The 25130-nt window shown below is 35.7% G+C and carries 23 protein-coding genes and 7 tRNA genes; 25 read left to right on the top strand and 5 right to left on the bottom strand.

Annotated features, from left to right (window positions below; translation table 11 throughout):
• Positions 1–105: 105 nt before the first annotated feature.
• The 19 genes from NO995_RS02000 (at position 106) to NO995_RS01910 (ending at position 16879) form a co-directional block, all read left to right on the top strand.
• A complete protein-coding gene (locus NO995_RS02000) occupies positions 106–1203 on the top strand; it encodes a DUF3500 domain-containing protein (RefSeq protein ID WP_258226060.1) in 1098 nt (365 codons plus the stop codon).
• Positions 1190–1846 (top strand): hypothetical protein, encoded by a 657-nt coding sequence (locus NO995_RS01995; RefSeq protein ID WP_258226059.1) that lies wholly within the window; start codon positions 1190–1192, stop codon positions 1844–1846. The genes NO995_RS02000 and NO995_RS01995 overlap by 14 nt, the downstream gene beginning before the upstream one ends.
• Positions 1847–1955: 109 nt before the next feature.
• The gene (locus NO995_RS01990; RefSeq protein ID WP_258226058.1) at positions 1956–2846 is read left to right on the top strand and encodes a tyrosine-type recombinase/integrase; all 891 of its coding nucleotides are present in this window, start codon (positions 1956–1958) and stop codon (positions 2844–2846) included.
• 34 nt (positions 2847–2880) lie between these two features.
• Positions 2881–3183, top strand: coding sequence for a ribosome hibernation-promoting factor, HPF/YfiA family (gene hpf / locus NO995_RS01985; RefSeq protein WP_240571643.1), 303 nt, complete (start codon positions 2881–2883; stop codon positions 3181–3183).
• Positions 3184–3283: 100 nt separating this feature from the next.
• Positions 3284–3357: transfer RNA gene (locus NO995_RS01980), tRNA-Thr, on the top strand.
• 41 nt (positions 3358–3398) lie between these two features.
• A tRNA-Tyr gene (locus NO995_RS01975) sits at positions 3399–3480 on the top strand.
• Between the two features lie 43 nt (positions 3481–3523).
• Positions 3524–3596, top strand: a tRNA-Gly gene (locus NO995_RS01970).
• Between the two features lie 12 nt (positions 3597–3608).
• Positions 3609–3680, top strand: a tRNA-Thr gene (locus tag NO995_RS01965).
• Positions 3681–3751: 71 nt separating this feature from the next.
• Positions 3752–4939: an elongation factor Tu gene (tuf, locus tag NO995_RS01960; RefSeq protein ID WP_240571641.1), complete on the top strand. Its 1188-nt coding sequence runs from the start codon at positions 3752–3754 to the stop codon at positions 4937–4939.
• A 60-nt stretch (positions 4940–4999) separates the two neighbouring features.
• Positions 5000–5072: transfer RNA gene (locus NO995_RS01955), tRNA-Trp, on the top strand.
• A gap of 112 nt (positions 5073–5184) precedes the next feature.
• Positions 5185–5379: a preprotein translocase subunit SecE gene (secE, locus tag NO995_RS01950; protein WP_188215006.1), complete on the top strand. Its 195-nt coding sequence runs from the start codon at positions 5185–5187 to the stop codon at positions 5377–5379.
• An 18-nt stretch (positions 5380–5397) separates the two neighbouring features.
• A complete protein-coding gene (gene nusG / locus NO995_RS01945) occupies positions 5398–5952 on the top strand; it encodes a transcription termination/antitermination protein NusG (protein WP_240571639.1) in 555 nt (184 codons plus the stop codon).
• Between the two features lie 72 nt (positions 5953–6024).
• A complete protein-coding gene (gene rplK, locus NO995_RS01940) occupies positions 6025–6462 on the top strand; it encodes a 50S ribosomal protein L11 (RefSeq protein ID WP_240571638.1) in 438 nt (145 codons plus the stop codon).
• 19 nt (positions 6463–6481) lie between these two features.
• Positions 6482–7171 carry a 50S ribosomal protein L1 gene (gene rplA / locus NO995_RS01935; RefSeq protein ID WP_240571637.1) on the top strand — a complete coding sequence of 230 codons (690 nt, stop codon included), beginning with the start codon at positions 6482–6484 and terminating at the stop codon, positions 7169–7171.
• Between the two features lie 19 nt (positions 7172–7190).
• Positions 7191–7712: a 50S ribosomal protein L10 gene (gene rplJ, locus NO995_RS01930; RefSeq protein WP_240571636.1), complete on the top strand. Its 522-nt coding sequence runs from the start codon at positions 7191–7193 to the stop codon at positions 7710–7712.
• A 66-nt stretch (positions 7713–7778) separates the two neighbouring features.
• Entirely contained in the window at positions 7779–8153 is a 375-nt protein-coding gene (rplL, locus tag NO995_RS01925) for a 50S ribosomal protein L7/L12 (protein ID WP_240571635.1), read from the top strand.
• Positions 8154–8279: 126 nt separating this feature from the next.
• Positions 8280–12092, top strand: coding sequence for a DNA-directed RNA polymerase subunit beta (gene rpoB / locus NO995_RS01920; protein WP_240571633.1), 3813 nt, complete (start codon positions 8280–8282; stop codon positions 12090–12092).
• A 74-nt stretch (positions 12093–12166) separates the two neighbouring features.
• Positions 12167–16468: a DNA-directed RNA polymerase subunit beta' gene (gene rpoC, locus NO995_RS01915; RefSeq protein ID WP_258226057.1), complete on the top strand. Its 4302-nt coding sequence runs from the start codon at positions 12167–12169 to the stop codon at positions 16466–16468.
• A gap of 93 nt (positions 16469–16561) precedes the next feature.
• The gene (locus NO995_RS01910; RefSeq protein WP_240571628.1) at positions 16562–16879 is read left to right on the top strand and encodes a DUF3467 domain-containing protein; all 318 of its coding nucleotides are present in this window, start codon (positions 16562–16564) and stop codon (positions 16877–16879) included.
• 153 nt (positions 16880–17032) lie between these two features.
• Here NO995_RS01910 and NO995_RS01905 read toward each other — a convergent pair whose 3' ends face one another.
• Positions 17033–17302 carry a (4Fe-4S)-binding protein gene (locus NO995_RS01905; RefSeq protein ID WP_240571626.1) on the bottom strand — a complete coding sequence of 90 codons (270 nt, stop codon included), beginning with the start codon at positions 17300–17302 and terminating at the stop codon, positions 17033–17035.
• 149 nt (positions 17303–17451) lie between these two features.
• Positions 17452–19038 carry a peptide chain release factor 3 gene (locus NO995_RS01900; RefSeq protein WP_240571623.1) on the bottom strand — a complete coding sequence of 529 codons (1587 nt, stop codon included), beginning with the start codon at positions 19036–19038 and terminating at the stop codon, positions 17452–17454.
• A gap of 205 nt (positions 19039–19243) precedes the next feature.
• Between NO995_RS01900 and idi the strand changes: the two genes are divergently transcribed.
• From idi to NO995_RS01885, 3 genes are read left to right on the top strand one after another with little or no spacing between them, the layout of a single operon-like run.
• Positions 19244–19768, top strand: coding sequence for an isopentenyl-diphosphate Delta-isomerase (gene idi, locus NO995_RS01895; RefSeq protein ID WP_258226056.1), 525 nt, complete (start codon positions 19244–19246; stop codon positions 19766–19768).
• A complete protein-coding gene (locus NO995_RS01890) occupies positions 19768–20178 on the top strand; it encodes a 6-carboxytetrahydropterin synthase (protein ID WP_240571619.1) in 411 nt (136 codons plus the stop codon). Before idi ends, NO995_RS01890 begins: the two co-directional genes overlap by 1 nt.
• A gap of 3 nt (positions 20179–20181) precedes the next feature.
• On the top strand, positions 20182–21150 hold the full coding sequence (locus NO995_RS01885) for a type I phosphomannose isomerase catalytic subunit (RefSeq protein WP_258226055.1): 969 nt from the start codon (positions 20182–20184) through the stop codon (positions 21148–21150).
• 39 nt (positions 21151–21189) lie between these two features.
• On the opposite strand, the gene NO995_RS01880 is transcribed toward NO995_RS01885, so the two are convergent.
• Positions 21190–21561: a hypothetical protein gene (locus NO995_RS01880; RefSeq protein ID WP_240571615.1), complete on the bottom strand. Its 372-nt coding sequence runs from the start codon at positions 21559–21561 to the stop codon at positions 21190–21192.
• A gap of 453 nt (positions 21562–22014) precedes the next feature.
• Between NO995_RS01880 and NO995_RS01875 the strand changes: the two genes are divergently transcribed.
• The 3 genes from NO995_RS01875 to NO995_RS01865 all read left to right on the top strand — a co-directional run bounded on the left by NO995_RS01875 (position 22015) and on the right by NO995_RS01865 (position 22576).
• On the top strand, positions 22015–22284 hold the full coding sequence (locus NO995_RS01875; protein ID WP_240571613.1) for a hypothetical protein: 270 nt from the start codon (positions 22015–22017) through the stop codon (positions 22282–22284).
• 62 nt (positions 22285–22346) lie between these two features.
• A tRNA-Thr gene (locus NO995_RS01870) sits at positions 22347–22420 on the top strand.
• 82 nt (positions 22421–22502) lie between these two features.
• Positions 22503–22576, top strand: a tRNA-Thr gene (locus NO995_RS01865).
• Positions 22577–22730: 154 nt separating this feature from the next.
• On the opposite strand, the gene NO995_RS01860 is transcribed toward NO995_RS01865, so the two are convergent.
• Together NO995_RS01860 and NO995_RS01855 are read right to left on the bottom strand one after the other, a co-directional pair.
• Complete coding sequence (locus NO995_RS01860; protein WP_258226054.1) at positions 22731–23426, bottom strand: DUF4369 domain-containing protein; 696 nt, start codon at positions 23424–23426, stop codon at positions 22731–22733.
• 50 nt (positions 23427–23476) lie between these two features.
• Positions 23477–24787 (bottom strand): DUF819 domain-containing protein, encoded by a 1311-nt coding sequence (locus NO995_RS01855; RefSeq protein ID WP_258226053.1) that lies wholly within the window; start codon positions 24785–24787, stop codon positions 23477–23479.
• Positions 24788–25130 lie beyond the last annotated feature (343 nt).

Below are 25130 nucleotides of genomic sequence, written 5' to 3'. Positions count from 1 at the left end.
AACTTCTTGATGATTGGTCAATACATCTTTAGAGTTGGTCTGTTTTATTGGTTTGACAATCAGTTTGATATTAATATTGAAGCCTGATTTAAAACTAAGTAAACTATGAAAAGATTTTTTAATTATGTTGTTATTATGCTCATGTGTCCTATGTTGGTTTTAAGCTGTAGTAGTGATAACGGAACTTCAAGTTCGGAAACAGAAGAGGAAACGGGGAGTACAACAGCCGACCCTATAGATATTACAACCTGTGATTCTGAGACGGGCATCAATCAGTTGGTTTGTATTGCAGAGGCCTTTCTATCGCAGTTAAGTTCATCAGAACAAACAACGGTGCAATTGTCTTACAGTACAACCACAGCTAAAAAGTGGTCTAATTTTCCTGAATCAATCTACAGAAATAGACCAGGGCTATCTTTTGGAGAAATGACCGATACTAAGGTGTCTTATGCGAAAGCTTTGATTAAAGCGGCCGCAGGAACAACAAGTAATGAAGGTTGGGAAGAGATTGAACAGACACTAAATGCTGATGATTATTTGAATGCTGCAGGAGGAGGTAGTGGTTATGGTGCTGGAAATTATTACATTGCTATTTTGGGAACACCTTCAACAACAGGCTTATGGGAGATTATGTTTGGAGGGCATCATTTTGCTTTGGCTAACACTTATGAGGGTGGCGTGCTAGTCGGGGCGACACCATCGTTTAGAGGTATAGAACCGTATGGAACCTTTACTTATAACAGTGAATCTAATCAGCCTTTAAATCAAGAACGCGATGCATTTTCAGAGATGTTGGAAGGGTTGTCAAGCTCAGAATTAACCACTGCTAAGTTAAGTGGAACTTGGAATGATTTATTGTGTGGTCCGCAATCAGATGATAATTTTCCATCAACAGCTTCTGGTGTACAGGTAGGAACTTTAACCAGTGCTCAGCAGGAGTTGGTTATGGCAGCGATAAAAACTTATGTGTTAGATATCGCTGATGATGACGCTGCAGATATTTTAACAACTTACGAAAACGAGTTGAGCAATACCTATGTGTCTTATTCGGGAACAACAACCATGACTACTAAAGGAGATTATGTTCGTATAGACGGCCCTTCGGTTTGGATTGAATTTAGTGTTCAGAATGGGGTGATTCTTTCAGATCCACATCCGCATTCAGTATGGAGAGATAAAAATGGCGATTATGGCGGGAACTAATTTGAAGCAATACATAGTTACGCTATGCGGCGTCTTGTTTATAAGTTGCTATGCATTTGCACATCCTTTACCAGGAACTAAAGTTTCTTTAAAACTAGACGGAACACATATTATTGGAAAAGCTGTGCTTCCTTTAGGAGAGTTGGAGTCTGCAATCAAACAAAGAATAAATCCAGAGCATATAGATACAGCTTTTATGAAAGTTTACTTTCAAAAGCATGTTCATGTACAAAGTGAAAATCAGAATTGGAAGGTTGATGTTTTTTCTTTTTCTACTTTTAATGAAGACGATTCGAATTATGGAGGACATCATGGTGTTATTCCTTTCCTGGTTGTGAATTTTAAGCTGGAGCCAAGTAAAGAGATACCAATAGAGGCGTTTACATTTAATTACGATGCTGTTATTTATGAAGTGATGACTCATGATATAGATGTGTATCAGGTGTTCGACAATCAGGCCGATAGCCTTATGTTGGGAGAAATTACTTTAGATGTAAGTTCAGAAACTTTTAAGCCGTTAGTAATTCAAATGCAAAGTGTAGAACCTGCAGTAAAATCAAGTAGTCTTTTTGCAGGTTTGGGGTTAATGTTAAGTTTGGTTGTTATTTTTGTACTGTATAAAAGTATAAGGGGAATGTTTTAACAAGCATATGATTTGTGTTGAAAAAAGAAAATCGATTCAGGGAATAGTATCATCTGAATCGATTTTTTATTTTAATTATGTACCTTGTAATTATAAACCAGAATAGCATATGCCCTTTAAGTCTTTTATAGATTATTTGTTGTTAGAAAAGCATTACTCGGCATTAACGGTAAAAGCCTATCAAACCGATTTAAATGAATTTTTAGAATTTATTCAAATCAATTACCAAATGCAGGATCTTAAAGAAGTTCATTACGGTCAAATAAGAGCTTGGATTGTGACTTTGGTAGAAAAGGGTTTGTCAAACCGAAGTGTGAATCGAAAAATATCCTCTTTAAATTCCTATTATAAGTTTCTTCTAAAAACCGAAACCATTCAGGTTAATCCTTTAGTTAAACACAAAGCATTAAAAACAAAAAAGAAAATACGGGTACCGTTTTCGGAAACTGAAATAGTGCAGGTGCTTGAAGATTTTAATTTCGAAGATGATTTTGAAGGGATACGAGACAAGTTAATTATAGAGTTGTTTTATTCAACCGGAATACGTCGCATTGAATTAGTGCAGTTAAAAATGAACAGCATCGACTTTAATAATAAAACGTTAAAAGTATTAGGTAAAAGAAATAAAGAACGCATACTCCCGTTATTAGGTTCAGTATTGAAAACATTGCATCAGTATTTAGAAGTGCGAAATACGTTGGATATTGTGGTAGACAACGAAATTCTTTTTTTAACAAAAAAAGGTGCTAAAATATACGAAACACTTGTTTACAGAATAATAAATGATTATTTTAGTAAAGCATCTTCTAAGGTAAAAAAGAGTCCACATATTCTAAGGCATTCTTTCGCAACACATTTACTAAATCAAGGTGCCGATTTAAATGCTGTAAAAGAGCTTCTCGGGCACACGAGTTTGGCGGCCACTCAGGTCTATACACATAATAGTATTGCCGAGTTAAAAAAAGTGCACGTTAATACACATCCCAGAAGCAAGAAATAGTTTGAATTAATGTTTAACCAAAAAACTAAGTAGTATGAAAGTAAACACGCAATCCGTTAATTTTAATGCTGATAGAAAATTAATAGATTTTATCCAAAAGCGTATGGATAAATTAGATTTGTTTTATGACAAAGTCATTCAGTCTGATGTGTTTTTAAAAGTTGAAAATACCAGTGATAAAGAGAATAAAATATTTGAAGTGAGGCTTAGTGTGCCCGGTGATAGTTTTGTTGTTAAAAAGCAATGCAAAACCTTCGAAGAGGGTGCAGATACCGCTGCAGCATCGTTAGAAAGACAACTTAAAAAGCGAAAAGAGAAATTAAGAGCACATTTATGAAAATATTTTTCAAAAAATGTTTTGAATAATGAAATTTATATATACATTTGCAGTCCGTTAGAAATAGCGGACTTTTTTATGCGTAAAAAAGGAAAAATAAGCCGATATAGCTCAGCTGGCTAGAGCAGCTGATTTGTAATCAGCAGGTCGTGGGTTCGAGTCCCTCTATCGGCTCAAGTTCTTTAAAATAAAGTAAGATAAAATAAGGTAAAATTGGGGAGATACTCAAGCGGCCAACGAGGGCAGACTGTAAATCTGCTGACTATGTCTTCGCAGGTTCGAATCCTGCTCTCCCCACAATTTATTTTGTCTCAACTAAACAAGGAATTGTTAAATAATTGCGGGAGTAGCTCAGTTGGTAGAGCGTCAGCCTTCCAAGCTGAATGTCGCCGGTTCGAACCCGGTCTCCCGCTCTAATATTTAAGGCCGGTGTAGCTCAGGGGTAGAGCGTTTCCTTGGTAAGGAAGAGGTCACGAGTTCAAATCTCGTCATTGGCTCTATTTTAGAAGAAGAAAGATTAGAATACACTAATATTATTATATAACTAAGATTAAATTATTTAAAAAACATGGCAAAGGCAACTTTCGATCGTTCAAAACCACACTTAAATATTGGTACAATTGGACACGTAGATCACGGTAAAACAACTTTAACTGCTGCTATTACTAAAGTATTAGCTGATGCAGGTTTATCAGAAGCGAAATCATTTGATCAAATTGATAACGCTCCGGAAGAGAAAGAAAGAGGTATTACTATTAATACATCTCACGTAGAATATTCAACTGCAAAACGTCACTACGCACACGTTGACTGTCCAGGTCACGCCGATTACGTTAAGAACATGGTAACTGGAGCTGCGCAAATGGATGGTGCTATCTTAGTAGTAGCTGCAACTGATGGTCCTATGCCACAAACTCGTGAGCACATCTTATTAGGTCGTCAGGTAGGTATTCCTCGTATCGTAGTATTCATGAACAAAGTGGATATGGTTGACGATGAAGAGTTATTAGAGTTAGTAGAAATGGAAGTTAGAGATTTATTATCTTTCTACGAGTACGATGGAGATAATGGTCCTGTAATTTCAGGTTCTGCTTTAGGAGCTTTAAATGGTGAAGCAAAATGGGTTGATACTGTTATGGCGTTAATGGATGCTTGTGATGAGTGGATCGAAGAGCCATTAAGAGAGATCGATAAGCCTTTCTTAATGCCAATCGAAGACGTATTCTCTATTACTGGTCGTGGTACTGTAGCAACTGGTCGTATCGAAACAGGTATTGCTAAAACTGGAGATCCAGTAGAAATCATTGGTATGGGTGCTGAGAAATTAACTTCTACTATCACTGGTATCGAGATGTTCCGTCAAATTTTAGATAGAGGTGAAGCTGGAGATAACGCAGGTATCTTATTAAGAGGTATCGATAAAAACCAAATCTCAAGAGGTATGGTTATCGTTAAGCCAGGTTCTGTAACACCACACAAACAATTCAAAGCTGAGGTTTATATCCTTAAGAAAGAAGAAGGTGGACGTCACACTCCATTCCACAACAACTACCGTCCACAGTTCTACGTACGTACAACTGACGTAACTGGTAACATTTCTTTACCAGAAGGAGTTGAGATGGTAATGCCAGGAGACAACTTAACTATCACTGTTGAATTAATTCAACCAATCGCAATGAGCGTAGGTTTACGTTTCGCGATCCGTGAAGGTGGTAGAACTGTAGGTGCTGGTCAGGTAACTGAGATTTTAGACTAATACAGTTTAATAGACATAATGTTAAGGTATCTTTAGAGATACAGATACCTTAACATATCTACGGGTTTAGCTCAGTTGGTAGAGCACTGGTCTCCAAAACCAGGTGTCGGGAGTTCGAGTCTCTCAACCCGTGCAATAAGGAACTTAATTTTAGGTTCCTTTCAATAAATAAGGATGTAAGAGTTTTGGGGAGCTTTTTTAGAGCGAATAACTGAAATTTTAATCTGTTGATAAAAAATAAATAAATGGCTGGAATTGTAAATTACATAAAAGAATCATTTAGCGAACTTAAAAACAATGTAAGTTGGCCAACTTGGGCAGAAGCACAAAGTTTAACTGTTTTAGTGGCTGTGTTCTCTATCGTATTTTCCTTAGCAATATGGGGAGTTGATACCGTATTTAGCAAGTTTATGGCTTTTTATTTTCAACTGATTAACTAACGGGAAAACTGAAATTTTATGTCTGAGGTGAGTGAAAAAAAATGGTACGTTGTTAGAGCCGTAAGTGGTCAAGAAAATAAAATTAAAACCTATATCGAGAATGAAATCGCTCGTTTAGGAATGCAGGATTATGTTGATCAGGTATTGGTTCCTACAGAACGTGTTGTTCAGATAAGAAACGGAAAAAAGACACACAAAGAAAAAGTATTTTTTCCTGGCTATATTATGATTCAAGCCAACCTAACAGGAGAGGTTCCTCACATCATTAGATCGGTTACTAACGTAATTGGATTTTTAGGTGAAACAAAAGGAGGAGATCCTGTGCCGTTAAGACAATCTGAAGTAAACAGAATGTTAGGTAAGGTAGATGAGTTATCTGTTGAAGAAACATCAAATGTAGCTATTCCTTTTACAAAAGGAGAAACAGTAAAAGTTATCGATGGACCATTCAACGGGTTTGATGGAACTATCGAGAAAATAAATGAAGAAAAGCGTAAGCTTGAAGTAATGGTTAAGATATTTGGAAGAAAGACACCATTAGAGTTAAGCTATATGCAGGTTGAAAAAGTATAATAATTGTTACACTATATAAAAGGATAGGCTTTTTGCTTCCAACTAAAAGTTTATCACACTAAATTATTAAAAATGGCAAAAGAATTAAGTAAAGTAGTTAAGTTACAAGTTCGGGGAGGTGCTGCGAATCCGTCGCCACCGGTTGGACCCGCTTTAGGTGCTGCTGGTGTTAACATCATGGAGTTCTGTAAGCAATTTAATGCTAGAACTCAGGATAAAGCTGGAAAAGTTTTACCTGTTGTTATTTCGGTTTATAAAGACAAGTCTTTCGACTTCGTTATTAAAACTCCTCCAGCTGCAGTACAATTATTAGAAGCGGCCAAAATTAAAAAAGGTTCAGGAGAGCCTAACCGAAAAAAAGTAGCTAAAGTTTCATGGGATCAAATCAAGACTATAGCAGAAGATAAAATGCAGGATTTAAATGCATTTACATTAGAATCTGCTATGACTATGGTTGCTGGAACAGCAAGATCAATGGGTATCACCGTAACAGGTCAATTCCCTTCTTAATCTTTAAAAACATTAGAAAATGGCAAGATTAACAAGAAAGCAAAAAGAAGCTTTAGCAAAGATTGAAAAAGGGAGAATTTACTCTCTTAACGAAGCATCAGAGTTAGTAAAGGAAATTACTAACACTAAATTTGACGCTTCAGTTGATATCGCTGTACGTTTAGGAGTAGATCCTCGTAAAGCTAACCAGATGGTAAGAGGGGTAGTATCATTACCTCACGGAACTGGTAAAGACATGAAAGTATTAGCATTAGTAACTCCAGATAAAGAAGCAGAAGCTAAAGAAGCTGGAGCAGATTACGTAGGTTTAGATGAGTACCTTGATCAAATCAAGAACGGATGGACTGACGTAGATGTTATCATCACTATGCCAAGTGTTATGGGTAAATTAGGTCCATTAGGACGTGTATTAGGTCCTCGTGGTTTAATGCCTAACCCAAAAACTGGTACAGTAACTATGGACATCGCTAAAGCTGTAACAGAAGTGAAAGCTGGTAAAATTGACTTTAAAGTTGATAAAACTGGTATCGTTCACGCTGCAATTGGAAAAGCATCTTTCAGTGCTGATAAAATCGCAGATAACGCAAATGAATTAATTCAAACATTAATAAAACTTAAGCCAACTGCTGCTAAAGGTACTTACGTTAAAAGTATTTTCCTTTCTAGTACAATGAGTCCTAGTGTTGCTGTTGATCCAAAAGTTAGTTAATTAGTTAAATACTTTTATTATGACAAGAGAAGAAAAATCACAAGTAATTGAGGAGTTAACATTAGAATTAGCTAACAATGCAAATATCTATTTAGCAGATATTTCTGGATTAAACGCAGGAACTACCTCAGATTTTCGTCGTGCTGCTTTTAAAGCAAACGTGAAAATGGCAGTTGTTAAAAACACATTACTTGAAAAAGCAATGGAAGCTTCAGAGAAAAATTTCGAAGATCTTCCTTCTGTTTTAAAAGGAAATACAATCGTAATGTATTCTGAAACAGGTAATGCGCCAGCTAAGTTAATTAAAAACTTCCGTAAAAAAGCTGAAAAACCTTTATTAAAAGGAGCGTTTATTGAGGAAGCAGTTTATATCGGCGACAACCAATTAGACGCCTTAGTAGACATCAAGTCTCGTGAGGAGTTATTAGGAGAGATTGTTGGATTATTACAATCGCCTGCTAAGAACGTTGTTTCAGCGCTTAAATCAAGCGGTGGTAAATTAGCTGGTATTCTTAAAACACTATCTGAAAAAGAAGGATAGTATTAGCATAGTACGCACTATATTACAATTATATTAAAATTAAAAATTTATTAAAAACGATAGAAAATGGCAGATTTAAAAGATTTCGCAGAACAATTAGTTAACTTAACAGTAAAAGAAGTAAACGAGTTAGCTACTATATTAAAAGAAGAGTACGGTATTGAGCCTGCTGCTGCTGCTGCAGTTGCTGTTGCTGGTCCTGCTGCTGGTGGTGAGGCTGAAGAAGCTCAAACTGAGTTTGACGTAGTATTAAAATCAGCTGGTGCATCTAAATTAGCAGTAGTTAAATTAGTTAAAGAATTAACTGGTTTAGGATTAAAAGAAGCTAAAGAATTAGTTGACGGAGCTCCAAGTAACTTAAAAGAAGGAGTATCTAAAGACGAAGCTGAAGGCTTAAAAGCATCTTTAGAAGAAGCAGGAGCTGAGGTTGAGCTTAAATAAGCTTAGCTTTTACAAAACATAAAGGTTTAGGTCTGGAGGTTACCTTCAAGACCTAAACCATTTTGCGTATATAACATTTACATACGCCACAACTTTTATTATTTTTAATCATAATTCCGTCCATTGATGTTGTCAACACAAGCTGAAAGATTAAATTTCTCGTCTATTGTTAATAGAACAGAATACCCAGATTTCTTGGATATTCAGATTAAATCCTTCCAGGATTTTTTCCAGTTAGAAACTAAATCGGAAGAAAGAGGTGATGAAGGTTTATATAACACCTTCATGGAAAACTTTCCAATTACAGATTCACGTAATCAATTTGTTTTAGAATTTTTAGATTACTTCGTAGATCCACCACGATACGCTATAGATGAGTGTATAGAAAGAGGACTTACTTACAGCGTTCCGCTTAAAGCAAGATTAAAGTTATATTGTACAGACCCTGAACACGAGGATTTCGAAACTATTGTTCAAGATGTGTACTTAGGAACTATTCCTTACATGACTCCAAGCGGTACTTTCGTAATTAACGGAGCAGAGCGTGTTGTAGTATCTCAGTTACACCGTTCGCCAGGTGTATTCTTCGGACAGTCTTTCCATGCTAATGGAACAAAGTTATACTCAGCCAGAGTTATTCCGTTTAAAGGATCTTGGATTGAGTTTGCTACCGATATTAACCAGGTAATGTATGCTTACATTGACAGAAAGAAAAAGTTACCTGTAACAACATTATTTAGAGCAATTGGTTTTGAGCGTGATAAAGATATCTTAGAGATATTCGATCTTGCTGAAGAAATTAAAGTTTCTAAATCTGGATTAAAAAAATACCAAGGAAGAAAACTTGCAGCACGTGTACTTAACACATGGCACGAGGATTTTGTTGACGAGGATACAGGAGAGGTAGTATCTATCGAGCGTAACGAGATTATTCTTGATCGTGATACTATTCTAGATAAAGACAACATAGAAGAAATCATCGATGCAGACGTAAAAACTATTCTGTTACACAAAGAAAGTGCAGAACAGGGAGATTACGCCATCATTCACAATACATTACAAAAAGACCCAACAAACTCTGAAAAAGAGGCTGTTGAGCATATCTATAGACAATTACGTAACGCTGAGCCGCCAGATGAGGAAACAGCACGTGGTATTATAGATAAATTATTCTTTAGTGACCAACGTTACTCTTTAGGTGAAGTAGGTCGTTACAGAATGAACAAGAAATTAAATCTTGATATCGAAATGGATAAGCAAGTGCTTACCAAAGAAGATATCATTACCATTATAAAATATTTAATCGAGCTTATCAACTCTAAAGCAGAGATTGATGATATTGACCACTTATCTAACCGTCGTGTACGTACTGTAGGTGAGCAATTATCTCAACAGTTTGGTGTTGGTTTAGCACGTATGGCACGTACTATCCGTGAGCGTATGAACGTTCGTGATAACGAGGTATTTACACCAATCGACTTAATTAATGCAAAAACATTATCGTCGGTAATTAACTCGTTCTTTGGTACAAACCAGTTATCTCAGTTCATGGATCAAACCAATCCATTAGCCGAGATTACACACAAGCGTCGTCTATCGGCTCTTGGACCTGGAGGTCTTTCTCGTGAAAGAGCAGGTTTCGAGGTTCGTGACGTTCACTATACACACTATGGTCGTTTATGTCCGATTGAAACTCCTGAGGGACCAAACATTGGATTAATTTCGTCATTATCTGTTTACGCGAAGGTAAACTCAATGGGATTCATTGAAACACCTTACCGTCCAGTTGATAATGGAACTGTTGATATTAAAAACGATCCTATTTACTTAAGTGCTGAAGAGGAAGAGGGTAAATTAATCGCGCAGGCTACTGTAAAAGTAGATAACGATGGTAAAATATTACACGATAAGGTAATTGCTCGTATGGAGGGTGATTTCCCGGTAATTGAACCAGAGCACATCCACTATACAGACGTTGCGCCTAACCAGATTTCATCTATTTCGGCTTCGTTAATCCCGTTCTTAGAGCATGATGATGCGAACCGTGCGTTGATGGGATCGAACATGATGCGTCAGGCAGTACCATTATTATTGCCAGAGTCGCCGATTGTTGGAACTGGTTTAGAGCGTCAGGTAGCTTCAGATTCTCGTGTATTAATTAATGCAGAAGGAAATGGAGAAGTACTTTACGTAGATGCAAACGAAATTCAAATACGTTACGAGCGTACTGAAGATGAAGCAAAAGTAAGCTTCGACAGCGACGTTAAAACGTATCAATTAGTAAAATATAGAAAAACCAACCAGGGAACTTCTATCAACCTTAAGCCAATTGTTGTTAAAGGTGATGTTGTAAAGAAAGGTCAAGTTTTATGTGAAGGTTATGCGACACAAAAAGGAGAACTTGCTTTAGGTAGAAACATGAAGGTTGCCTTCATGCCTTGGAAAGGTTATAACTTTGAGGATGCGATTGTAATTTCTGAGCGTGTTGTACGTGAAGATATCTTTACATCTATCCACATCGATGAGTACTCATTAGAGGTTAGAGATACTAAATTAGGTAACGAAGAGTTAACTAACGATATCCCTAACGTATCTGAAGAAGCTACTAAAGATTTAGATGAAAACGGAATGATTCGCATTGGAGCTGAAGTTAAGCCTGGCGATATCTTAATTGGTAAGATTACTCCAAAAGGAGAAAGCGACCCAACTCCGGAAGAAAAATTATTAAGAGCTATCTTCGGTGATAAAGCCGGTGATGTAAAAGATGCCTCATTAAAAGCATCTCCATCATTAAACGGTGTTGTTATCGACAAGAAATTATTCTCTAGAGCCGTTAAAGATAAACGTAAACGTGCTCAGGATAAAGATGATATCGTAGCATTAGAAGGTATTTACGATAGAAAATTTGATGAATTAAAAGAAGTTTTAATCGAGAAATTATTCAACGTCGTAAATGGTAAAACTGCTCAAGGTATTTACAACGATTTAGGTGAAGAAGTATTACCAAAAGGTAAGAAATTCACGCTTAAAATGTTAAATGCTGTTGATGATTATGCGCACTTGGTGTCTGGAAAATGGACGACTGATGATCATACAAATCAACTTGTTGCAGATTTAATTCACAACTACAAGATTAAAGAAAACGACTTACAAGGTTCTTTAAGACGTGAGAAGTTTACAATCTCTGTAGGAGACGAGTTACCATCAGGTATTATTAAATTAGCAAAAGTTTATATTGCTAAGAAACGTAAACTTAAAGTAGGTGATAAGATGGCAGGACGTCACGGTAACAAAGGTATTGTTGCACGTATCGTTCGTGAAGAAGATATGCCATTCTTAGAAGACGGAACTCCTGTAGATATCGTTCTTAACCCACTTGGTGTACCTTCTCGTATGAACATTGGTCAGATATACGAAACTGTACTTGGTTGGGCAGGTCAAAAATTAGGTCGTAAGTTCGCGACTCCTATTTTCGACGGTGCAACTATCGATCAAATTAATGAACTTACAGACGAAGCAGGTATCCCAAGATACGGTCATACTTACCTTTATGATGGAGGTACTGGAGATCGTTTCGACCAGCCAGCAACAGTAGGTGTTATCTACATGCTTAAGTTAGGTCACATGGTAGACGATAAGATGCACGCACGTTCTATTGGACCATACTCATTAATTACGCAACAACCATTAGGAGGTAAAGCTCAGTTTGGTGGTCAGCGTTTTGGTGAGATGGAGGTTTGGGCACTTGAAGCATATGGTGCATCAAGTACTTTAAGAGAGATCTTAACTGTAAAATCTGATGATGTAATTGGTAGAGCTAAAACTTACGAAGCAATCGTAAAAGGTGAACCAATGCCAGATCCTGGATTACCAGAATCTTTCAACGTATTAATGCACGAATTGAAAGGTCTAGGATTAGACATTAGATTAGAGGAATAATATACAGCATACCGCTTAAATTGCTTTAAGCGGTATGCTAAAAGTTTACAAATAATTCGATAGCACCATATATTATGGCAAGAAAACAAGATAAGAATACAGTAAAGAGATTTAATCAGATCTCAATTGGTTTAGCGTCACCAGAGTCTATTTTAGCAGAGTCTAGAGGTGAGGTTTTAAAACCTGAAACTATCAATTATCGAACTCATAAACCAGAAAGAGATGGTTTATTCTGTGAGCGTATCTTTGGTCCTGTAAAGGATTACGAGTGTGCTTGTGGTAAATATAAAAGAATTCGCTACAAAGGTATCGTTTGTGACCGATGTGGTGTTGAAGTAACAGAAAAGAAAGTACGTCGTGATAGAGTTGGACACATCAACTTAGTTGTGCCAATCGCTCACATTTGGTATTTCCGTTCGTTACCAAATAAAATAGGTTATTTATTAGGGTTACCGTCTAAGAAATTAGATATGATTATTTACTACGAGCGTTATGTAGTAATTCAGCCAGGTATCGCTAAAAATGAAGAAGGAGAACCATTACAAAAAATGGACTTCTTAACAGAAGAAGAATACTTAAATATTCTTGAAACCCTTCCGAATGATAACCAGTATTTAGATGATTCAGATCCAAACAAGTTCTTAGCTAAAATGGGAGCTGAGTGTTTGATTGAATTATTAGCTAGAATTGATTTAGAATCATTATCATACGAATTACGTCATAAAGCAAATACAGAAACGTCTAAGCAACGTAAAACTGAAGCTTTAAAACGTTTACAAGTTGTAGAATCGTTACGTGAGTCTAACAATAACAGAGAGAACCGTCCGGAGTGGATGATTATGAAAGTAATCCCTGTTATTCCACCAGAATTACGTCCGTTAGTGCCATTAGATGGTGGTCGTTTCGCAACGTCAGATTTAAATGATTTATACCGTCGTGTAATTATCCGTAACAACCGTCTTAAGAGACTTGTTGAGATTAAAGCACCAGAGGTAATTTTACGTAACGAAAAACGTATGTTACAGGAATCTGTAGATTCGTTATTTGATAACACACGTAAATCATCAGCGGTAAAAACAGATTCTAACAGACCGTTAAAATCATTATCAGATTCATTAAAAGGTAAACAAGGGCGTTTCCGTCAAAACTTACTTGGTAAACGTGTTGATTACTCGGCGCGTTCGGTAATTGTTGTTGGACCGGAGTTAAAACTTTATGAGTGTGGTTTACCAAAAAATATGGCGGCTGAGCTTTACAAGCCTTTCGTAATTAGAAAATTAATTGAAAGAGGTATTGTAAAAACAGTTAAGTCTGCTAAGAAAATTATTGACAAAAAAGAGCCTGTGGTTTGGGATATCTTGGAAAACGTTCTTAAAGGACATCCAGTATTACTAAACCGTGCTCCTACGTTACACCGTTTGGGTATTCAAGCGTTCCAACCTAAGTTAATCGAGGGTAAAGCGATTCAATTACACCCATTAGTGTGTACGGCGTTTAACGCGGATTTCGATGGTGACCAGATGGCAGTTCACTTACCGTTAGGCCCAGAAGCTATTTTAGAGTGTCAGTTATTAATGTTGGCCTCTCACAATATCTTAAATCCAGCAAACGGTTCACCGGTAACAGTACCTTCTCAGGACATGGTTCTTGGTCTTTATTATATGACTAAGCACCGTAAATCTACACCTGAGTTAGTTGTTAAAGGTGAAGGATTAACATTCTACGCACCAGAGGAAGTAGAAATTGCTTTCAACGAAAAGCGTGTAGACTTAAATGCCGGTATTAAAGTAAGAACTTTAGATATTAACGAAGATGGTAAGTTAGCTCCAACAATTATTGAAACAACTGTTGGTCGTGTATTATTTAACCAACACGTGCCACAGGCCGCGGGTTATATAAACCAGGTACTTACTAAAAAGTCGTTAAGAGATATTATTGGACAAATTCTTAAATATACTTCAGTTCCTGAAACCGCAGATTTCTTAGATGCGATTAGAACTTTAGGATTTAAGTTTGCATTCCAGGGTGGATTATCATTCAGTTTAGGTGATATTATTATCCCAGCTGAAAAACAAGGTATGATTGATAAAGCTAACGGTTTAGTTGAGGGTATTACAGGTAACTATAACATGGGACTTATTACCAACAACGAGCGTTACAACCAGGTGATTGACATTTGGACATCGACCAACGCAGAGTTAACCGAGTTGTCTATGAAACGTATTCGTGAAGACCAACAAGGATTTAACTCGGTATTCATGATGCTTGATTCTGGAGCGCGTGGTTCGAAAGAGCAGATTCGTCAGTTAACAGGTATGCGTGGATTAATGGCGAAACCTAAAAAATCGAATGCAGGTGGTGGAGAGATTATTGAAAACCCGATTCTTTCGAACTTTAAGGAAGGTCTTTCAATTTTAGAATACTTCATCTCTACGCACGGTGCTCGTAAAGGTCTTGCGGATACCGCTCTTAAAACGGCAGATGCTGGTTACTTAACACGTCGTTTAGTAGACGTTTCTCAAGATGTTATCATCAACTCTGAAGATTGTGGTACATTAAGAGGTGTAGAAGTAGAGCCATTAAAGAAAAATGATGAAGTTGTTGAAACTTTAGCTGAAAGAATTGAAGGACGTGTATCATTAAACGATGTTTACCATCCATTAACAGATGAGTTATTGGTTGCTTCAGGACAATTAATTGAAGATCATATTGCGAAAGCTATTGGAGATTCTCCATTAGAGAAAATCGAAGTACGTTCTGCTTTAAGTTGTGAAGCTTTACAAGGTATTTGTGCTAAATGTTACGGTCGTAACCTTGCAACCGGTAAAATGGTTCAAATGGGTGAAGCAGTTGGAGTTGTGGCAGCACAGTCTATTGGTGAGCCTGGTACACAGTTAACACTTCGTACGTTCCACGTAGGGGGTATTGCTGGTAACATTTCAGAAGAAAATAAATTAATCGTTAAGTTTGACGGTATCGCTGAAATCGAAGATTTAAAAACGGTTAAAGGTACTGATAGCGAAGGAAACGAAGTTGATATTGTTATTTCTCGTACAACTGAGATTAAGTTAATCGATAAGAAAACTGGTATTGCATTAAGTACGAATAACATTCCTTACGGTTCTACTTTAATGATCGAAAACGGTCAGGAATTAAGTAAAGGTGATGTCGTTTGTTCTTGGGATCCATATAACGGTGTAATTATTTCAGAATTCGCCGGAAAAGTGAGATATGAAAATATCGAGCAAGGGGTAACTTACCAAGTAGAAATTGATGAGCAAACAGGTTTCCAAGAGAAAGTAATCTCTGAATCTAGAAATAAGAAGTTAATTCCAACACTTCATATCGAAGATTCTAAAGGTGAAACAATGCGTTCTTACAACTTACCGGTAGGTTCTCACTTAATGATTAATGATGGAGATAAGATTACTGTTGGTAAGGTATTAGTTAAGATTCCTCGTAAATCTGCTAAGGCAGGGGATATTACAGGAGGTTTACCACGTGTAACCGAGTTATTCGAAGCACGTAACCCATCTAACCCAGCTGTAGTTAGTGAAATTGATGGTGTGGTTTCTTTCGGTAAAATCAAACGTGGTAACCGTGAGATCGTTGTTGAATCTAAGTTAGGTGAAGTTAAGAAGTACCTAGTTAAATTATCGAATCAGATTCTTGTACAAGAGAATGATTACGTTAAAGCAGGTATGCCTTTATCAGATGGTTCTGTAACTCCGGAAGATATCTTAAATATTAAAGGACCTTCAGCTGTTCAACAATACTTAGTAAACGAAGTACAAGAGGTATACCGTTTACAAGGGGTGAAAATTAACGATAAACACTTCGAGGTTGTTGTTAGACAGATGATGCGTAAAGTACAAATTATCGATTCTGGTGATACCTTATTCTTAGAAGATCAATTAGTTCACAAAGCAGATTTCATTCAGGAAAATGATGCCATTTTCGGATTGAAAGTTGTTGAAGATTCTGGAGATTCTACAAACCTTAAAAACGGACAGATTGTTTCTGCTCGTCAGTTAAGAGATGAGAACTCATTACTAAGAAGAGAAGATAAAGCATTGGTATCGGCTAGAGATGCTAGACCAGCAACCGCTACGCCTATATTACAAGGTATTACAAGAGCGTCGTTACAAACGAAATCATTTATTTCGGCAGCGTCGTTCCAGGAAACTACTAAGGTACTTAACGAAGCAGCAGTAGCTGGTAAGATTGATAACTTAGAAGGCTTGAAAGAAAATGTAATTGTAGGACACAGAATTCCTGCAGGTACAGGTTTACGTAAATACCAAGACATTATCGTTGGTTCTAAAGAAGAATTCGACGAAATGATGCAAGTAAAGCAAGAATTAAATTATAACTAATAAGATTTCCTGCGAAGGCAGGAGTCTTTAAACATAAAAGCCTTCTTGTATTTTTATACTCGAAGGCTTTTTAATTTTAAAAATATATCAAACATGACTGACGAAAACGATAAACCAAAACAAGGACAAATTAATATTGAATTAGATGAAAAAATTGCTGACGGGCAATATTCTAATCTGGCCATCATCAATCATTCGGTATCTGAATTTGTTGTTGACTTTGTAAATATTATGCCTGGTGTACCTAAGAGTAAGGTAAAATCTAGAATTATTTTAACGCCACAACACGCAAAGCGATTATTAAAAGCCTTAGCTGAAAATGTATCTCGTTTTGAAAATGCTCACGGTGAAATTAAAGATTACGAGCAACCACCAATTCCATTGAATTTTGGACCTACTGGTCAGGCTTAAGGGCAAAATTAGAAGGCTTGTCATTCTGAAATCGAAGATTCAGCGGAGCTAATTAATTTCAGAATCTTTTAAATATGAGTTTTGATGTTTAGAGCAAACAATTCAGGCTAAAAAAAAAAGTCCCATTGAAAATTTCAATGGGACTTTTTTTGTTTAAACAGCTGTTTCAAGAACTGGTTTTTTCTTAATCTCGGCCTTTTTTACAATCAGTTTTCTTTTGAATTGTAAGGCGCCAGACGGACAGCGGTTAACTTGTTTAATGATGCGTTCTGCATCACTTCCGTCCAAATCAATCCAGGGAATTATAGATGTTCTAAAAACATCTGATAATTCTTTTATACACTTCTCAGCGTGTATGCAAACATTCGGTTCATAAGTCACAGTAATTTCCGAATTACTGAAAGTATTAGCTTCTGTTTTCATAGGTTTTAGCAATTTTTCGGGGTATGAACGTGTTACAAATTTACTTAACTACAACGTTGTAGTGTAATTTACTTGACCAACGTTCTATATACCCGATAATATGCCGGAATTAAAGTTGATGAATTATAATAATTTAGTATTGTTCTAATTTAAAATTCAGATGTAAAATGGAATTTAATACTCGGGTAGGTTTGCTGTGTCATTTGCAGCGAAAATGCCGAGTCTGCTAAAAAGACTAACTGTTCGTGTTTGTCTTTGGCTAAGTAACGTTGTTTTACACGTAAAAACTCTTTGTATTCTTCACTTTTTTCGTCTTCGGCCTGTACCCAGCATGCCTTATGAACGTTTAAATTTTCGTAAGAACACTTCGCACCGTATTCGTGTTCCAAACGGTACTGAATAACTTCGTACTGTAAGGCACCAACGGTACCAATTACTTTTCTTCCATTTAATTCTAAGGTAAATAACTGCGCAACCCCTTCGTCCATTAACTGATCGATACCTTTGTATAATTGTTTAGATTTTAAAGGATCGGCGTTATTAATATATCTAAAGTGTTCCGGAGAGAAACTAGGGATTCCTTTGTAGTTTATAGTTTCTCCTTCGGTTAGGGTGTCGCCAATTTTAAAGTTTCCGGTATCGTGTAAACCAACAATATCACCAGGGTAAGAGATGTCTACAATTTCTTTCTTCTCTGCAAAGAAAGCGTTAGGACTTGAGAATTTTAATTTCTTGCCATGTCTAACGTGTAAATAAGGTTTATTTCGTTCGAAAGTACCTGAAACAATTTTTATAAATGCCAGACGGTCTCTGTGATTAGGATCCATATTGGCGTGTATTTTAAATACAAATCCGGTAAAGTTTTTCTCGTCAGGATTAATTAAACGCTCTTCACTTTGTTTTGGTCTTGGTTTCGGTGCAATCTCAACAAAGCAATCTAAAAGCTCGCGAACACCAAAGTTATTTAAGGCCGAACCAAAGAATACAGGTTGTTGGTTTCCGCTTAAATATTCGTCTTTATCGAATTCAGGATAGATTCCTGAAACAAGTTCTATCTCGTCACGTAAGGTGTTGGCCGATTTTTCACCAACCAATTTATCTAATTCAGGAGACGATAAGTCTGAAATTTCAATGGTTTCTTCAATGTTTCTGCGGCTATCACCACTGAAAAGGTTTACGTTTTTCTCCCAGATATTATAAATACCTTTAAACTCGTAACCCATACCAATAGGGAAACTTAAAGGCACTACTTTTAATCCTAATTTTTGTTCTACTTCATCAAGTAGGTCGAAAGCATCTTTACCTTCACGGTCTAATTTGTTAATGAAAACAATCATAGGAATGTTTCGCATTCTACAAACTTCAACTAGTTTTTCGGTTTGTTCCTCAACCCCTTTTGCAACGTCTATAACCACAATAACGCTATCTACAGCGGTAAGTGTTCTAAAAGTATCTTCAGCAAAGTCTTTGTGACCAGGTGTATCTAAAATATTAATTTTAGTGCCATTGTATTCAAAGGCCAATACAGAGGTTGCCACCGATATACCACGCTGACGCTCAATTTCCATAAAGTCACTCGTAGCACCTTTTTTGATTTTATTACTTTTTACAGCTCCAGCCTCTTGAATAGCACCACCAAAAAGAAGTAATTTTTCGGTTAATGTTGTTTTACCGGCATCGGGATGCGAAATAATACCAAAGGTACGACGTCTGTTAATCTCTTTTTGAAAACTCATAATTATAATTTGCAAATGGGCTGCAAAGATACTATTAATAAATGCAAATTAAATAACAATAATAGCTTTAACTTAAAATTATTATAAATACTGATTTCATTTTATTTAGTGAATTAAACATATGTATTCAAGCAGGGCATTGTGTTTAAAAAAGATATTTTAAACCATTAGTAAACCTCGTTGTATTTTGTACTTTTGTTACACTATGAAAGAAGAACAAGTCATTTTAGTCAATGAAAAAGATGAGCCAATTGGTTTAATGCCAAAAATGGAGGCCCACGAAAAAGCATTATTACACCGCGCATTTTCAGTATTTATATTTAACGATAAAAATGAACTGATGTTACAGCAACGTGCAGCTCATAAATACCATTCGCCTTTATTATGGACCAACACCTGTTGTAGTCATCAGCGTGAAGGCGAGTCTAATTTAGCAGCTGGTAAACGCCGTTTACAGGAAGAAATGGGGTTTGTTGCAGACCTAAAAGAAACAACTTCGTTTATTTATAAAGCGCCTTTTGATAATGGTTTAACCGAACATGAGTTCGATCATGTTATGGTTGGATATTGTAACGATAGTCCTAACATTAATCCGGATGAGGTTGAAGCCTGGAAATGGATGCCTTTAGAAGCTGTAAAGGAAGATATAGCCGAGCAACCGGAAATTTATACCGAGTGGTTTAAAATTATTTTCGATAAATTTTATCAGCACATTAACGTCACAAAATAATGAAAGTAACGGTAAACAGAAAAGCGCATTTTAATGCTGCTCACCGGCTTTTTAAGGAAGGCTGGAGCGACGAAAAAAATCTGGAGGTATTTGGCAAATGCAGCAATCCTAATTACCACGGACATAATTACGATTTGGTGGTGAGTGTAACCGGAGAGATAGATGAAGAAACAGGGTTTGTTATGGATATGAAGATCTTAAAAGATATTATAAGAGAAGAAGTTGAAGAGCCCTTGGATCATAAAAATTTGAATTTGGAAGTTGAAGCGTTTAAAACCTTGAACCCAACAACCGAAAACATAGCAGTATATATTTATAATCAAATTAAACCTAAACTAAAACAAGATTTAAGTCTTGAGGTTACCTTATACGAAACACCTCGAAACTTTGTAACCTATTCAGGAACCTAAACTATGAGTCAATTGTATCCATTAAAATTTACCCCGATATTGAAAGATAAAATCTGGGGAGGTCAAAAATTAAAAACAGTATTAAATAAAGAGTCTAATCTGCCTAATATTGGCGAAAGCTGGGAGATTAGCGATGTTGAAGGCGATACTTCAATAGTTTCTAACGGAAGTTTAAAAGGGCAATCATTAAAAGAATTGTTAGAAACCTATAAAGGTGATTTAATAGGTGAAAAGAACTATAAAGTTTTCGAAAATAAGTTCCCGTTATTAATTAAGTTTATTGATGCAAAGGAAGATTTATCTATTCAGTTACATCCAAACGATGAGTTGGCAGCGAAAAGACATAATTCGTTTGGTAAGACCGAAATGTGGTATGTATTTCAAGCCGATGACGATTCAAATTTAATAGTAGGTTTTAATCAGGATATGACGCCTGAAAAATATCTGGAACATTTAGAAAATAAAACCTTAACAAAAATCTTAAATTTTGATAAGGTACAAACCGGAGACACTTATTTTATTGAAGTGGGTAGAGTACATGCCATAGGTGCCGGTGTTATGGTTGCCGAAATTCAGCAAACCAGTGATATTACATACCGTGTATACGACTGGGATCGCGTAGACGATCAAGGTAATGAACGTGAACTACACAACGATTTGGCAATCGATGCTATCGATTTTAATATGCCGGACAATTTTAGAGTGACTTACAAAAAGACTGAGAATACCTCGAATGAAATGGTAAGTTGTCCATACTTTACAACAAGTTATTTAAAAGTTACCGAAACCTTAAAAAAGGAGAATAAAGAAGATTCTTTTTTAATTTATATGTGTGTTGAAGGTGATGCCGAGATTTCTGCAAATGGCGTTTCAGAGACCATAAAAAAAGGAGAAACATTATTATTGCCGGCAGCAATAAAAGATTTCGAAATACACGCCAAAGACGCTACATTGTTAGAAGTTTATGTATAAAAACAAAAAAATCCCAAGTCGTTTACTTGGGATTTTTATTTAACAAGCCGTTTTGCTTTCGTTAAACTGGACGTTATCTACCGGGAAATTAAATAAAGCACTACAAATTCTCTCGTGATGATTTAAAGTGTTTTTTGGTTTTGTTACCAGAATATTTACCAGATAGCCATTAGTGGTTTGTTTTACTAATTGCGCTTGTATGGTAAGTTTATCTTTCACAAAGGCATTTTTATGCATTTTAAATTTGTAATCTGTAAATTCAGGAACCTCCTGTAAATAAAATCCTTTAACAGGAATTGCAGCAATATTTTTTACGGTATCGTAAAGTGTGCTTGGTAATAAAAATCCGTTAGCGTTACTTATTTTTTTTGTTACTATAAATGGAACGTTTGTATGTGTGTTAGTGTTCATAATTTTAAATTTTAAGGGTACAACAATATCGGTATGAGTCTGTGGTAATCGCGCATAGAACATAAGGTCTTGGCCGAATAAAATAACTTAATAATAGATTGGACGGTTTGGGTAATGGATTTGATTGTTTTCATAATTCAAAAAATTAATGTTAAAAATTGCTTTAAAATAAAAAAGGTGCTTTTTGTAAAAAGCACCTTTTGTTGTTTATCGTTGTAATATAACTTTACATGTATTCAAGATGCTCACAGAATGGTTTAGATTTTAACATAGCAAAAGCGACCGCTTTCCACTGTTGTGAAGTACGGGTACAAATCTGCTTATATGACATTGTTAATGTGTTCATCGAAGTAAATTTAAGTATAATTTTTTTATTATTAATTATTTAAATTAAAAATATGTGATTTTATTTAGGATTAGTGTAATTTTGCGGCAAATAAAACACATATAATTATGGCAAATAAAAGAGACCTTAAAAAAGACATCAACTATGTATTAGGAGACATTATTGAGGCAGTTTATGTTTGGGAGTATGCTAATACAGATAAGGATACTAAAGAAAGTTCTGCTATTATTGACGAGGCAATTGCTACGTTTGATGAATTAATCGCAAGGGTAAATGAAAAGCCTGCAGATACTGCAAAAGCTCATTTTAAAGCAATTACGAATGAGTTAGAGAGCAAAGGAAATGCATTGATTGAAAAAATTAATAAATTAAGTTAATTTTTTTTGACGGATTGTTTGCAGATTTAATTTAAGCGATTATATTTGCACCCGTCAAAAACGCCGATATAGCTCAGCTGGCTAGAGCAGCTGATTTGTAATCAGCAGGTCGTGGGTTCGAGTCCCTCTATCGGCTCTAAAGCTTCACGAAAAGTGAAGCTTTTTTATTGACAAAGTAGTATTCATTTTATGTTGTTTAAAATGAGTGTTTTAGTAATGCCGATGTAGCTCAGCTGGCTAGAGCAGCTGATTTGTAATCAGCAGGTCGTGGGTTCGAGTCCCTCCATCGGCTCAAAAAAGCTTCACCTAAAGTGAGGCTTTTTTATTGGGATTTATTAATGAAGGTACTATTAGATATTAGTTCATAATATAGAATGGTAAGGGTTAGACAAAAAAAAGACATTCAGGAAACTGAATGTCTTTTTTATAAGTGTTAGTTAAAGTTGTTATTCGGTAGCTTTAATTTTATCAACAAACTTTTGTAGTTCTTTACCATATTTAGATGCTTTAACTTCAGGTGATAAAGAATTGTTGATGGTATCTAATAAATTTACTTTAGCATTATAGATTTCAGATAAAGCTAGATATGGTGCTACCTCACTGTTTTTGTTGTTAAGAGCGAAATTAACTGTAAATAAGTAACGTCTTTTAATCAAGTTTTGCGACATTTTGTTAACGCTGTCTAACTTATCTTGATTATTTTCTTTTCTAGCTTCAAATTCAGCTTTTATTAGTTCAAGATTTTGGTAGTTAAGACGAGAGATCATGTCGTTATAACTTTCTAAAACCTTTTGTTGCTCCGATCCTTTAATTTTAGCATCTACAGCAAAGTTTTTCACAGTAGTGCTAATTTCCGTTACGCCTTTATCTGCAAAAAATGAGATGCGTTCGTTTTCGGCTGTGTTTTTATTTAAGTATAGGAAGAACATTTCCGGAGATTCAATAGGACTGTGTAGTTCTAATTCTGAACTACCATTTACCACAACAGAATCTACTGTTACTAATGCGGTATCCTGAATTTTCTTTAGATAAACGGTTCCTTTTTTTAAGCCTTTAATGTTTGTTTTTACAACTAAGTCGTGTTGTTCTTTTCCGCAAGAAATAATAGATAATGCTAAAATTAAAAATGCAATTTTTTTCATGTATTAGTTTGTATTAAGTGTCGCAAATATGCTAATAAATTTGGTAATTATTAAGATGCTGAAGCCAATTCCATTAAAATAGTACAGACTATAGCAGAAATAGTACCTATGGCATAACCAAACACAGCAAGTAAGACACCAACGGTAGCTAACGACGGGTGAAAAGCTGAAGCAACAATAGGTGCAGAGGCAGCTCCACCAACATTAGCCTGACTTCCTACGGCTAAAAAGAAATAAGGAGCTTTAATCAGTTTAGCCACCAATATTAAAAGTGCGGCGTGGATAGTCATCCAAACTAACCCTACAGCAATAAGTCCGACATTATCGAAAATCAGTCTTAAATCCATTTTCATTCCTATAGAAGCTACTAATATATAAATGAAAATACTACCAATTTTACTGGCTCCTGCGCCTTCGTAATTTTTAGCTTTTGTATAAGACAATAAAATAGCAAAAATTGTTGATAAGCTTATCATCCAGAAAAATTCAGAATCCAGGAAGGTAAACATGTTTCTGGTTGTTGCATTTTCGATGGTTGAAACTAAATTTCCGAAAAAGGGCCCTAAATAACCTGAAAGGAAATGTGATATACTTACAGTTCCAAAAGCAATGGAAAGCATAAGCATATAATCGGTTAGGGTAGGATTCTTTTTAATACTCTCAGTAAAATCAGATACTTTAACTTTTAGATTTTCAATGGAAGAGGTATCTGCTTTAAACCATTTATTAATTTTATCACGTTTTCCAATACCTATTAAAATAATGGCCATCCATATGTTGGCTACAACAATATCTACGAATACCATACCTCCATATAGTTTTTGATTATATCCGTAAATTTCAAGCATGGCAGTCTGGTTGGCACCACCACCAATCCAGCTTCCAGCTAATGTAGATAAACCTCTCCATACAGCATCAGGACCTGCACCACCAACCGTTTCAGGAGAAATTATTGAAATTAAAAGAATAGCGATAGGACCGCCAATGACAATACCTACAGTACCAGTAAAAAACATGATTAGCGCACGCCATCCTAAATTAAAGACAGCTTTTAAATCGATGCTCAATGTCATTAATACAAGCGCAGCTGGTAATAAAAATCGGCTTGTAATGAAATATATGCTGCTTTTATGCTTTACAATCTCGTTGACCTCACTTAAAGTTTCCCATTCCGGAGAGATGAGTCCGGCTGAAGTTAGTATAGCGGGTACCATATAAGCCATAAATAAGCCTGGAACAATTTTATAAAATTTTGGCCAGAATCCGCTAGTTCTGGATTCTGTATAGAATACAAATCCTAAGGCAAGCATTAATAGTCCAAAAGTGATTGTATCGCTAGTAATTAAAGGCGCGTTATCCATAATTATAAATGTGTTTTGAATGAGGGCAAAATAACAATAATATTATGATAGAGACAATCTTTAAGGCATTGATTATGGATTTTCAGTTTATAAAAAAATGGAATAATTGTTATTTCAATCTGGTTTGGCACAGTAATTGTTTTTTCAATAATCAGTTGCATTCTAAAAACAAAGTTTATTGAGTGGTTACTTTAAACTATAGAAATGCATTTCATATTTTTGGTTGGTTAGTTAAAGAAAAAAGCATCCTGTCCAGGATGCTTTTTTTCATGTATTTATAACTAGAATTTAAATTAGTACTATAGAATTTAGATGTAAATACATATATTTCAAATGTGCATTT

The organism is Aestuariibaculum sp. M13, from assembly GCF_024723255.1.
Taxonomy (GTDB): domain Bacteria; phylum Bacteroidota; class Bacteroidia; order Flavobacteriales; family Flavobacteriaceae; genus Aestuariibaculum; species Aestuariibaculum lutulentum.
This window is presented reverse-complemented; position numbering and strand designations above follow the sequence as displayed.